Raw genomic sequence first — 11,566 nt, forward strand, 5'->3', positions numbered from 1 at the left:
AGGATCTGCCATGACTGACCAACAGACCAACGGCGCTGCTGCAGAAGACAACAGCCCTCAGTTCTCCATGCAGCGCATCTACGTGCGTGACCTGTCGTTCGAAGCCCCGAAAAGCCCGCAGATCTTCCGTCAGACCTGGGAGCCGAGCGTTGCCCTGGACCTGAACACCAAGCAGAAGGCCCTGGAAGGTGACTTCCACGAAGTGGTTCTGACCCTGTCGGTGACCGTCAAGAACGGCGACGAAGTGGCCTTCATCGCTGAAGTTCAGCAGGCAGGCATCTTCCTGATCAAGAACCTCGACGCTTCGTCGATGAGCCACACCCTCGGCGCGTTCTGCCCAAACATCCTGTTCCCGTATGCCCGTGAAACCCTGGACAGCCTGGTGACCCGTGGTTCGTTCCCGGCCCTGATGCTGTCGCCGGTCAACTTCGATGCCCTGTACGCGCAAGAGCTGCAGCGCATGCAGGAAACTGGCGAAACGCCGACCGTGCAGTAATTCTGCCGGTAACACAAAAGCGCCTCTCGGGGCGCTTTTTTGTTTCCTGTACCGGCATCTTCGCGGACACGCCCGCTCCCACAGATACTGCACAACCTTCAAGTTTTGCGCGGTCTCTATGGGAGCGGGCATGCCCGCGAAAGGGCCGGTACAGGTTAGAGATCAGCTACCGGCAAACCCGTTTTGCCGCCAGGCTTCATACACCGTCACTGCCACGGTATTGGACAGGTTCAGGCTGCGGCACCCCGGCCGCATCGGCAGGCGCAGGCGTTGCTCGGCCGGCAGGCTGTCGAGTACTTCGGCCGGCAGGCCGCGGCTCTCTGGCCCGAACAGGAACGCATCACCGGGCTGATAAGCCACTTCATGGAACGGGTGCGAGCCCTTGGTGGTGAAGGCGAACAGTCGCGGATTGCCCAGGCTTTCCAGGCATCCGGCCAGGCTTTCGTGGCGCTTGAGCGTGGCATACTCGTGGTAATCCAGCCCGGCACGGCGCAGGCGCTTGTCGTCCAGTTCAAAGCTGATCGGCTCGATCAGGTGCAGGGCGCAACCGCTGTTGGCACAGAGGCGGATGATGTTGCCGGTATTCGGCGGAATTTCTGGTTGAAAAAGGATGACGTGAAACATGCACGGCTCCAAACGTGAAGATGGCGAGCATTCTACCCCTGAACCTGACCTGCGTTCGAAGGCCTGGCCACGCATGCTGCTTTCACTGGCGCTGTTCGGCATGTTGGTGGGCCTGATGATTGGTCGTCTGACTGCTCCTGATGAGCATGTGCTGGAACAGGTCGAGGTGGTGCAGGATGGCTTGGACCTGTGGTTCAACGAAGAGCCCAAGCTGCATGGTGAAAACGTAGAAGGCACCGTGGCGCTTTTGTTCGAGGCCGAGGGCAAGGCGCAGCGCGGCCAGTTGGACCTGCAGGGCAAGCCGGTCGGCTGGCGTTTGCAGAAGAGTGACAAGGGGCTGTTGCTGACGGTGATTGCCGCGCGTCCCCTGCACGGCGAATGGGCCGGTGCAGAGGACGCTGGGCGTTGGCGGGTGCAGGTGAAGCTGCACGAATAAAAGAGGGGATATCTCGGCCTGCCTGTACCAAGGTCCCCAAAAGGGCTTACAGCAAATTAAAGAGGGGATGGCCCGGCCTGCCTGTACCGAGGTCCCCGAAAGCGGCGTTACTGCGAATAAAAGAGGGGTCACCCGGCCTGCCTGTACCAGGGCCCCCGAAACTGGACATGTATTAGCTATTGCAGGGGGCGTGCCAGTTTTTAAAACCCATGAATACTGGGTTTTCAGGGTGATTTGGCCGGGTTTCAAGGGGATTTGTGCCTTCGTGAGGTGCACTGGGCACAGCATCGGTGCACCGGAAAGCAGAAATGACTGGGGCCGCAAAAGCGGCCCCAGAGGTTTCACGGGTTAACAGGGATCAGTGGTCCTCACCCTCGTCCTCATCCCCGCCATCGACGTTCATCCCCAACTCCTTGATCTTGCGGGTCAGGGTATTGCGCCCCCAGCCCAGCAGCACTGCCGCATCACGCCGGCGTCCGGCGGTGTGCTTGAGCGCGGTCTCGATCATGATCCGTTCGAAGCTGGGGACCGCACTGTCGAGCAAATTCGACTGCCCGCGCGCCAGGGCCTGGTCAGCCCACTGGCGCAGCGCCTGTTCCCAGTTGGTCACCGGTGCTGCGTCCTGCGGCAGGTTCAGCAGCTCCGGCGGCAGGTCGCCGATCAGCACCTCGCGGCTAGAGGCCATCACGGTGATCCAGCGGCAGGTGTTTTCCAGCTGGCGCACGTTGCCCGGCCACGGCAGGTTACGGATGAACTCTTCGGTTTCCGGCTTGAGCAGCTTCGGCTCTACGGCCAGTTCCTGGGCGGCACGGCCGAGGAAGTGTCGGGCCAGCGCCGGAATGTCCTCGCGGCGGTCGGCCAGGCGCGGAATATGGATGCGAATCACGTTGAGGCGATGGAACAAGTCCTCACGGAATTTGCCGGCCGTCACCAGTGACTCCAGATTCTGGTGGGTTGCCGCAATGATGCGTACATCGACCTTCACCGGCACGTGGCCGCCAACGCGATAGAACTCGCCATCGGCCAGCACCCGCAACAGGCGGGTCTGGGTATCGGCTGGCATGTCGCCGATCTCGTCGAGGAACAAGGTACCGCCGTCGGCCTGCTCGAAGCGGCCGCGGCGCAGGTTGGCCGCGCCGGTGAAGGCACCTTTCTCGTGGCCGAACAGCTCCGACTCCATCAGGTCCTTGGGGATGGCCGCCATGTTCAGGGCGATGAATGGCGATGCCGCACGCGGGCTGTGGCGGTGCAGGGCGTGCGCCACCAGCTCTTTGCCGGTACCGGACTCACCGTTGATCAGGACGGTGATGTTGGAGTGACTCAGGCGGCCGATGGCGCGGAAGACTTCCTGCATCGCCGGCGCTTCGCCGATGATTTCCGGCGTGCGGGCCAAGGCCTGCGGTACATCGAGGCCTTGCTGTTCCTGGGCGTGCTGATTGGCACGTTTGACCAGCGACACCGCTTCGTCGACGTCGAACGGCTTGGGCAGGTACTCGAAGGCACCACCCTGGTACGACGCCACGGCGCTGTCCAGGTCGGAATGGGCGGTCATGATGATGACCGGCAGGCGTGGGTGCTGTTCGCGGATCTGCGCCAGCAGGTCGAGGCCGCTGGCGCCGGGCATGCGAATGTCGGAAATGATCACATCAGGCTGCTGGCGGGCTAGGCGGCCCATGACACCATCGGCGCTGTCGAAGCTCTGGGTGGTCATGCCTTCCTGTTGCAGGGCTTTTTCCAGGACCCAGCGGATGGAGCGATCATCATCGACGATCCATACGGTTTCACTTCGGCTCATGAGGCGGTGGCTCCTTGTTCCAGGGGCAGGAAGATCGAGAAGGCGGTGTGCCCTGCGTGGCTTTCACACTCGATCAGGCCCTGGTGCTGGCTGATGATGTTCTGGGTAATGGCCAGGCCGAGCCCGGTACCGTCCGGGCGCCCACTGACCATGGGATAGAAAAGCGTGTCCTGCAGTTCCGCAGGGATGCCTGGGCCGTTGTCGATGATCTCGATACGCGCCGCCAGGCGATGGCGCACGTGGCCGATGGTGAACTGGCGCACGGCACGGCTGCGCAGGGTGATGCGACCCAGGCGCAACTCGTTCTGCGAACTGATCGCCTGCATCGCGTTGCGCACGATGTTCAGTACGGCCTGGATCATCTGCTCGCGGTCGATCAGCACATCCGGCAGGCTTGGGTCGTAGTCGCGCACCAATGTGATGCATCCCTGACTTTCGGCTTCGACCAGGCTGCAGACCCGCTCCAGTACTTCGTGGATGTTGGTCATGGCCAGCGACGGCAACTTGTTCGAGCCGAGCATGCGGTCGACCAGGTTGCGCAGGCGGTCGGCCTCTTCAATGATCACGTTGGTGTAGTCGCGCAGCCCCTCTTCGGGCAGTTCGCGAGCCAGCAGCTGTGCGGCGCCACGAATACCGCCGAGCGGGTTCTTGATCTCGTGGGCCAGGCCGCGCACCAGCATCTTGGTCGTTTCCTGCTTGCTCAGCTGGGCTTCTTCCTTGGTGATGCGCAGCAAGCGATCACGCGGGTGCACTTCCAGCAGCAGCAAGGTATTGCCCTGATGCAGGATCGGCGTCACGGCATAGTCGACGGTGATGGCCTGCCCGGTCAGCGAGGTCAGTTGCGCTTCACGCTTGGTGAACGGGTGCGCCTGTTCCACGGCCTGGCGCAGCGAGTTGAGCGCCTCGGTCGATTCGGTGAACAGCTCACTGATGAACTGTCCGTGGCTGCGCTGGCCGCTGACGGCCAGGAGCATTTCCGCAGCCGGGTTCATGTATTCCAGGCGCAGCTCGGCATTGAGCAGGAGCGTTGCGGTGGTCAGGTTGTCCAGAAGCAGACGGTGCTGTGCATCGCTGATGGTCATAAGGCGTCGTTGACCTCTTTTGGCGCTTGTCAGGCAGGGCGCGGCCGTGGCCGGGCAGGCGGTGGGTCCGCTGATACCAGTCTCTGTACAGGAAAATGCAAGAAACAAACCAAGGCTCCGAAAAGAAGCGGAATTGCCTGATAAAGACCTGGAATTGCGCTTATTCGGACCAGATTGCCGTGATTTATCGTTTCAAGTGACCCGTTTTGGGTTGCAGGTCGAAGCGCTTGGTACGTTTATGCACCAATATAGAGCATTGCTGAAGTCAGCGTTTTACGCACAGGTGTGCGGTTGCGCGGACCAGGGCCATGTGCCGGAGCGCGTCGCTGGCATGACCGGCTAGGGCGTCGGTCAATTGGCGAGGGCAATCGTCAAGCGGCTTGCGGTCCAGGTTGCCCAGTTCGAACAGCAATGTCGCCTGGAGCATGTCCAGGCGCGGGCGCAATTCATCTGCGAGATTCCGGGCTTGCTGAGGGGGCCGCTTCCCCAGTGCCGTCCAGCGGTCGATCAGGGCGTACTGGACGATTTTGTTGGCTTCGATCTGGTCGGCAAAAAAGGCCGCGGCCCGTTCGGGAGTCAGATCGTAGTCATGGGCTGCAGCTTGAACCTGCTGCAGAACCTCTTGTTCTCGCAGCGGGGCCTCGACTGGCACGCCATTGTCCCATTTGTGCACGGCCACGGCGTAGGCCAGGTCCAGGCGCTGCCCTATTGCCGCGAGCAAAGGTTTGAGGTCGGGTTGTGAGGGGGAACTGCAGCCGAAAAGAGGTATGACGAAGAACAGCACGAAGGGCAGGGGGCGCATGGCAATCTCCTTATTGTCGGAGATTTGATTGTGCGCAGTCAGGTAAGCCTTGCTTGTAGGAAGTATCTGAAAGCGATGAGCGTAAAACAAAAAACGGCCTTCAGAAGAAGGCCGTTTTCGGTGATTCAGATTGGCGCCAGGCGCCAGCCAGATCAGCAGCTGTAGTACAGTTCGTATTCCAGCGGGTGCACGAAGGTGCGGACCTTGATTTCTTCTTCGCTCTTCAGCTCGATGAAGGCATCGATGAAGTCGTCGGAGAACACGCCGCCCTTGGTCAGGAACGCACGGCCTTTGTCCAGCTCTTCCAGGGCCTCTTTCAGGCTGCCGCAAACCTGCGGGATGTCCTTGGCTTCTTCTGGTGGCAGGTCGTACAGGTTCTTGTCGGCAGCATCGCCTGGGTGGATCTTGTTCTGGATGCCGTCCAGGCCAGCCATCAGCAGGGCCGCGAAGGCCAGGTACGGGTTGGCCGATGGGTCCGGGAAGCGTGCTTCGATACGGCGGGCTTTCGGGCTGCCGACGTAAGGAATGCGGATCGAGGCGGAACGGTTGCGAGCCGAGTAGGCCAGCATTACCGGCGCTTCGAAGCCTGGGACCAGACGCTTGTACGAGTTGGTCGACGGGTTGGTGAAGCCGTTCAGGGCCTTACCGTGCTTGATGATACCGCCGATGAAGTACAGGGCGGTATCGGACAGGCCAGCATAGCCTTCACCGGAGAAGGTGTTCTTGCCGTCTTTCCAGATCGACATGTGCACGTGCATGCCCGAGCCGTTGTCGCCGTACAGTGGCTTCGGCATGAAGGTGGCGGTACGGCCGTAGGCGTCGGCAACGTTGTGCACGACGTATTTCAGGGCCTGTACTTCGTCAGCTTTCTTCACCAGGGTGTTGAACTTGACGCCGATTTCGTTCTGGCCGGCAGTCGCCACTTCGTGGTGGTGAACTTCAACGGTCTGGCCCATTTCTTCCAGAGCGTTGCACATGGCGGTACGGATTTCGTGGTCGTGGTCGAACGGCGGAACCGGGAAGTAGCCGCCTTTCACGCCTGGGCGGTGGCCTTTGTTGCCGCCTTCCACGTCAGCGTCAGACATCCACGAGCCTTGCTCGGAGAAGATCTTGAACATCGAACCGGAGATGTCCGACTTGAACTTCACTTCGTCGAAGATGAAGAACTCTGGCTCTGGGCCGGCGAAGACGGTGTCACCGATGCCGGTGCTCTTCAGGTACTCTTCGGCGCGCTTGGCGATCGCACGTGGGTCGCGATCGTAGCCCTGCATGCTCGACGGGTCGACGATGTCGCAGGTGATGATCAGGGTTGGTTCTTCGGTGAACGGGTCCAGAACGGCGGTCTCGTCAACCGGCATCAGGATCATGTCGGACGCTTCGATGCCTTTCCAGCCAGCGATGGAGGAACCGTCGAACATCTTGCCGACTTCGAAGAAGTCTTCGTCCAGGCCATCACGCGCCGGCATGGTCACGTGATGCTGTACGCCCTTGGTGTCCGTGAAACGCAGATCAATCCACTTGACGTCATGATCTTTGATGAGTTGAACCGACTTCGACATGTTGTCCTCCGGAGGGTCTAGAGCGCGGTGGGCCGCTGCTCTGGAAAAAGGGTGTTGCCGGGCGCGGATAGTCGGCCAAGCTTACCTGCCTCACAAGGGAGCAAATTGCATGCCAGTGCCCGAAAATGGCGAGGGCGAGATAAAAAGGGGCGTTTGCGGGCATTTGCTGGGGTCGTAGCGGACAAAAGTGCACCCTTAGGAGGCAGGAATTCAGGGTTGAGCACCAAATGAGTGCATGGCTCGAAAGCTATGCTTACTTTGAGGGCCTTTTCCCGGGTAAACCCGCTCCCACAGGGATTGCACAGTGCTGGAAGCGTGTGTGGTCCCTGTGGGAGCGGGTTTACCCGCGAAAGGGCCGGCACAGGCGCCACAAAACCTGGCCTCTGCATTTATCTGAAAGCTTCTGATCAAAAGTTGGTCAAATCCTGAGCAATTTCCGCTATAATTCGCGCCCCTCATTTTCGGCAGGCCCTGCGCGCGCTGTTAACCCAATGAAACTTATCGTCAAAGTCTTCCCAGAAATCACCATCAAGAGCCGGCCGGTGCGCAAGCGCTTCATCCGCCAGCTCGGCAAGAACATCCGCAACGTGCTCAAGGATCTCGATCCTGAGCTCGCGGTCGATGGTGTCTGGGACAATCTCGAGGTGGTCACCCGCGTCGAGGACGAGAAGATCCAGCGCGAGATGATCGAGCGCCTCACCTGCACCCCGGGTATCACCCACTTCCTGCAGGTCGAGGAATACCCGCTGGGCGACTTCGACGACATCGTCGCCAAGTGCAAGCACCACTTCGGCCACCTGCTGGCCGGCAAGCGCTTCTCGGTGCGTTGCAAGCGCGGCGGCCATCACGACTTCACCTCTATGGACGTCGACCGCTACGTCGGCAGCCAGCTGCGCCAGCAGTGCGGCGCCGCCGGCATCGACCTGAAGACGCCTGAAGTCGTGGTGCGTATGGAGATCCGCGATCAGCGCCTGTACGTGATCCACAACCAGCACAACGGAATCGGCGGCTACCCGCTGGGTGCCCTGGAGCAGACCCTGGTGCTGATGTCCGGTGGTTTCGACTCCACCGTGGCGGCCTACCAGATGATGCGCCGCGGCCTGATGACCCACTTCTGCTTCTTCAACCTCGGCGGCCGTGCCCACGAGCTGGGCGTGATGGAAGTGGCCCACTACCTGTGGAAAAAGTACGGCAGCAGCCAGCGCGTGCTGTTCATCAGCGTGCCGTTCGAAGAAGTGGTCGGCGAGATCCTCAACAAGGTCGACAACAGCTACATGGGCGTAACCCTCAAGCGCATGATGCTGCGCGGTGCCGCGCACATGGCCGACCGCCTGCAGATCGACGCGCTGGTGACCGGCGAGGCGATCTCCCAGGTCTCCAGCCAGACCCTGCCGAACCTGTCGATCATCGACTCGGCCACCGACAAGCTGGTGCTGCGCCCGTTGCTGGCCAGCCACAAGCAGGACATCATCGACCAGGCCACCGAAATCGGCACCGCCGACTTCGCCAAGCACATGCCGGAATATTGCGGCGTGATCTCGGTGAACCCGACCACCCATGCCAAGCGTCACCGCATGGAGCACGAAGAAAAGCAGTTCGACATGGCCGTGCTGGAGCGCGCCCTGGAGCGCGCCAAGTTCATCTCCATCGACCACGTGATCGACGAGCTGGGCAAGGACATCGAAATCGAGGAAGTGGTCGAGGCGCTGCCAGGCCAGATCGTCATCGACATTCGTCACCCCGATGCCCAGGAAGACGAACCACTCGCACTGGACGGTATCGAAGTCCAGGCCATGCCGTTCTATGCCATCAACAGCAAGTTCAAGCACCTGGACCCTACGCGCCAGTACTTGCTGTATTGCGACAAAGGTGTGATGAGCCGTTTGCACGCACACCACCTGCTCAGTGAGGGACATGCCAATGTGCGTGTTTATCGTCCGACATAAGACGCCAGGGCTGTATGGCGGCAGCATCCGCCATCGCCCTCCCGACCATCGGGCCCGCTGAGCCTAAAAGCGTACATATTCGCCGCCTACACTAGGTGGCAACCGAATCCTCTGATCGAGATACAGTTGTGATCGAAAATCTGCGTAACATCGCCATCATCGCCCACGTTGACCATGGTAAAACCACCCTGGTCGACAAACTCCTGCGTCAGTCCGGCACTCTGGAGCGTAACGAGCTCAACGACGAGCGCGTCATGGACTCCAACGACCAGGAAAAAGAGCGCGGTATTACCATTCTGGCGAAAAACACCGCCATCAACTGGAACGGCTACCACATCAACATCGTCGACACCCCCGGCCACGCCGACTTCGGTGGCGAGGTTGAGCGTGTAATGTCGATGGTTGACTCCGTGCTGCTGCTGGTCGACGCCCAGGACGGCCCGATGCCGCAAACCCGCTTCGTGACCAAGAAGGCTTTCGAAGCCGGCCTGAAACCGATCGTCGTGATCAACAAGGTCGACCGTCCGGGCGCGCGTCCTGACTGGGTTCTGGACCAGATCTTCGACCTGTTCGACAACCTCGGTGCCACCGACGAACAGCTGGACTTCAAAGTCGTCTACGCCTCGGCCCTGAACGGCATTGCCGGTCTGGACCACACCGCCATGGGCGAAGACATGACCGCCCTGTACCAGTCGATCGTCGACAACGTACCGGCACCGGACGTTGACCGTGACGGTTCGTTCCAGATGCAGATCTCCGCGCTGGACTACAACAGCTTCCTCGGCGTTATCGGCGTTGGCCGTATCGCCCGTGGCCGCGTCAAGCCGAACACCCCGGTTGTCGCCATCGACACCAACGGCAAGAAGCGTAACGGTCGTATCCTGAAGCTGATGGGCCACCACGGCCTGCACCGCGTCGACGTCGAAGAAGCCCAGGCTGGCGACATCGTCTGCATCAGCGGTTTCGACGAGCTGTTCATCTCCGACACCTTGTGCGCCCCGGACGCGGTAGAAGCGATGAAGCCGCTGACCGTTGACGAGCCGACCGTTTCGATGACCTTCCAGGTCAACGACTCGCCGTTCTGCGGTAAGGAAGGCAAGTTCGTCACCAGCCGTAACATCAAGGACCGTCTGGACAAGGAGCTGCTGTACAACGTTGCTCTGCGCGTTCAGGAAACCGATTCCCCTGACAAGTTCAAGGTATCGGGCCGTGGTGAGCTGCACCTGTCCGTTCTGATCGAAACCATGCGCCGTGAAGGCTTCGAGATGGCCGTGGGCCGTCCTGAAGTGATCATCCGCGAAGTCGACGGCGTCAAGCAGGAGCCGTTCGAGAACGTCACCATCGACATCCCTGAAGAATCCCAGGGCAAGGTCATGGAAGAGATGGGTCTGCGTAAAGGCGACCTGACCAACATGGTGCCGGATGGCAAGGGCCGTGTGCGCCTGGAGTACAACATTCCAGCCCGTGGTCTGATCGGTTTCCGTAACCAGTTCCTGACCCTGACCAACGGTGCAGGCATCCTGACCTCGATCTTCGATCGTTACGACACCATGAAGTCGGGCCAGATGTCCGGCCGTCTGAACGGTGTTCTGGTTTCGGTTGAAACCGGCAAGGCACTGACCTACTCGCTGGAAACCCTGCAGGCTCGCGGCAAGCTGTTCGTCGAACACGGCCAGGAGATCTACAACGGTCAGATCATCGGCCTGAACAGCCGTGACAACGACCTGGGCGTGAACCCGACCAAAGGCAAGAAGCTCGACAACATGCGTGCTTCGGGCAAAGACGAAGTCATCGCCCTGGTTCCGCCAGTTCGCCACACCCTGGAACAGGCTCTGGAATTCATCCAGGACGACGAGCTGTGCGAAGTCACTCCTAAGTCGATCCGTCTGCGCAAGAAGATCCTGGACGAAGGCGAGCGTACCCGCGCTGCCAAGAAAGCCAAGAACTGAGTTAGCTCAGGCTGAATAAAAACGCCCCCGGTCGAAAGGTCGGGGGCGTTTTTTTTGGTCTGGTCTTTGTGTGTATGGCACCGGCTCTGCCGGTGTTCGCGGGTTAAACCCGCTCCCACAGGGGATGTGCAATGCCCACGGCCGGCGCCGTACCTGTGGGAGCGGGTTTACCCGCGAAAAGGCGAACATCAATGTGAGTAGGAGTGGTGCAGGGATGGGCTTGTCTTTAGGTTGCAGGTGGCCACCATGGGTCCGCCTCGACATTTTCAGCGCCTATGAGATCGAGCGCCGCCACACCATCACAACCCAGGCATGCGCCTGGTGGCCATCACCCGATCAAAAGGCGAATCAGCGGCCAACAACCTTCGGCTTGTAAGCACAATACCCCGGCCGCGGCCCGACCTTGGGGTGATTGCGGCAGGTATCCGGCCGCTTGTCATAGATGGTGCACAGCCGGCTCTTGCGATCCAGGTACATGCAGTCGTCGTTGCTCATCCGGGTCAGGGTGAAGATCCCCGACTTCTGATTGAAGCGCTCGATAATGCCTTCCTTCTGCAAACGCTTGGCCACGTTCTTCGGCGGTTCGTCTTTCTCGAATTCATCTACCACGCCAATGCGGATCAGATCCTTGATCTTCACCTCTACCGGCAGGGTGCAGCAGGTCGAATGGCAGCCATGGCACATGTTGCTGGTGTAGCGCTGCCAGGTCTCGAGGCGGTCGACTTCGGCCGCGGCGATCAGGGTCGTTTTCATCGTTATGGGGGTGAATCACGGTCTTGGGGCGCGCGATCATACCGGAATTGTTCAATTTATGAACAACCTTTTGACCGAATGCGCAAAGGTTCATGAAAACCGCGAACACTGGCTGTCGCTCTTG

10 protein-coding genes are annotated in these 11,566 nt (G+C 60.3%); 4 read left to right on the forward strand and 6 right to left on the reverse strand.

The genetic code is table 11. The features are described 5' to 3' along the window. Positions 1–10: 10 nt before the first annotated feature. Positions 11–496: a protein-export chaperone SecB gene (gene secB / locus ACLEJU_RS06360; protein ID WP_060480433.1), complete on the forward strand. Its 486-nt coding sequence runs from the start codon at positions 11–13 to the stop codon at positions 494–496. 162 nt (positions 497–658) lie between these two features. Here the strand turns inward: secB and trmL are convergent, their stop codons facing one another. Next, complete coding sequence (gene trmL, locus ACLEJU_RS06365; protein WP_054884254.1) at positions 659–1,120, reverse strand: tRNA (uridine(34)/cytosine(34)/5-carboxymethylaminomethyluridine(34)-2'-O)-methyltransferase TrmL; 462 nt, start codon at positions 1,118–1,120, stop codon at positions 659–661. Between trmL and ACLEJU_RS06370 the strand changes: the two genes are divergently transcribed. Next, entirely contained in the window at positions 1,119–1,556 is a 438-nt protein-coding gene (locus tag ACLEJU_RS06370; protein ID WP_435422386.1) for a hypothetical protein, read from the forward strand. The genes trmL and ACLEJU_RS06370 overlap by 2 nt on opposite strands. Positions 1,557–1,914: 358 nt before the next feature. Here the strand turns inward: ACLEJU_RS06370 and ntrC are convergent, their stop codons facing one another. The 4 genes from ntrC to glnA all read right to left on the reverse strand — a co-directional run bounded on the left by ntrC (position 1,915) and on the right by glnA (position 6,794). Continuing rightward, positions 1,915–3,351, reverse strand: coding sequence for a nitrogen regulation protein NR(I) (gene ntrC, locus ACLEJU_RS06375; protein ID WP_060484298.1), 1,437 nt, complete (start codon positions 3,349–3,351; stop codon positions 1,915–1,917). Beyond that, positions 3,348–4,433: a nitrogen regulation protein NR(II) gene (gene glnL / locus ACLEJU_RS06380; RefSeq protein WP_103446038.1), complete on the reverse strand. Its 1,086-nt coding sequence runs from the start codon at positions 4,431–4,433 to the stop codon at positions 3,348–3,350. The genes ntrC and glnL overlap by 4 nt, the downstream gene beginning before the upstream one ends. A 265-nt stretch (positions 4,434–4,698) precedes the next feature. Then, a complete protein-coding gene (locus ACLEJU_RS06385; RefSeq protein ID WP_435422387.1) occupies positions 4,699–5,235 on the reverse strand; it encodes a chorismate mutase in 537 nt (178 codons plus the stop codon). 152 nt (positions 5,236–5,387) lie between these two features. Then, entirely contained in the window at positions 5,388–6,794 is a 1,407-nt protein-coding gene (gene glnA / locus ACLEJU_RS06390) for a type I glutamate--ammonia ligase (RefSeq protein WP_103446036.1), read from the reverse strand. Between the two features lie 491 nt (positions 6,795–7,285). Here glnA and thiI point away from each other — a divergent pair, with 491 nt between their 5' ends. Together thiI and typA are read left to right on the forward strand one after the other, a co-directional pair. After that, entirely contained in the window at positions 7,286–8,740 is a 1,455-nt protein-coding gene (gene thiI, locus ACLEJU_RS06395) for a tRNA uracil 4-sulfurtransferase ThiI (protein ID WP_435422388.1), read from the forward strand. 128 nt (positions 8,741–8,868) lie between these two features. Then, positions 8,869–10,689: a translational GTPase TypA gene (typA, locus tag ACLEJU_RS06400; protein WP_027921032.1), complete on the forward strand. Its 1,821-nt coding sequence runs from the start codon at positions 8,869–8,871 to the stop codon at positions 10,687–10,689. Positions 10,690–11,037: 348 nt separating this feature from the next. On the opposite strand, the gene ACLEJU_RS06405 is transcribed toward typA, so the two are convergent. Continuing rightward, a complete protein-coding gene (locus tag ACLEJU_RS06405; RefSeq protein WP_003249225.1) occupies positions 11,038–11,442 on the reverse strand; it encodes a YkgJ family cysteine cluster protein in 405 nt (134 codons plus the stop codon). Between the last annotated feature and the right edge of the window lie 124 nt (positions 11,443–11,566).

The organism is Pseudomonas sp. SMN11 (assembly GCF_052041945.1).
Classification (GTDB): Bacteria; Pseudomonadota; Gammaproteobacteria; order Pseudomonadales; family Pseudomonadaceae; genus Aquipseudomonas.

What these genes read in the sequence shown, in the direction of transcription:
- trmL (WP_054884254.1), bottom strand. Translation starts at nt 1,120, where the DNA reads ATGTTTCACGTCATCCTTTTTCAACCAGAAATTCCGCCGAATACCGGC.
- secB (WP_060480433.1), top strand. Translation starts at nt 11, where the DNA reads ATGACTGACCAACAGACCAACGGCGCTGCTGCAGAAGACAACAGCCCT.
- glnA (WP_103446036.1), bottom strand. Translation starts at nt 6,794, where the DNA reads ATGTCGAAGTCGGTTCAACTCATCAAAGATCATGACGTCAAGTGGATT.
- ACLEJU_RS06385 (WP_435422387.1), bottom strand. Translation starts at nt 5,235, where the DNA reads ATGCGCCCCCTGCCCTTCGTGCTGTTCTTCGTCATACCTCTTTTCGGC.
- glnL (WP_103446038.1), bottom strand. Translation starts at nt 4,433, where the DNA reads ATGACCATCAGCGATGCACAGCACCGTCTGCTTCTGGACAACCTGACC.
- ACLEJU_RS06370 (WP_435422386.1), top strand. Translation starts at nt 1,119, where the DNA reads ATGCACGGCTCCAAACGTGAAGATGGCGAGCATTCTACCCCTGAACCT.
- thiI (WP_435422388.1), top strand. Translation starts at nt 7,286, where the DNA reads ATGAAACTTATCGTCAAAGTCTTCCCAGAAATCACCATCAAGAGCCGG.
- ntrC (WP_060484298.1), bottom strand. Translation starts at nt 3,351, where the DNA reads ATGAGCCGAAGTGAAACCGTATGGATCGTCGATGATGATCGCTCCATC.
- ACLEJU_RS06405 (WP_003249225.1), bottom strand. Translation starts at nt 11,442, where the DNA reads ATGAAAACGACCCTGATCGCCGCGGCCGAAGTCGACCGCCTCGAGACC.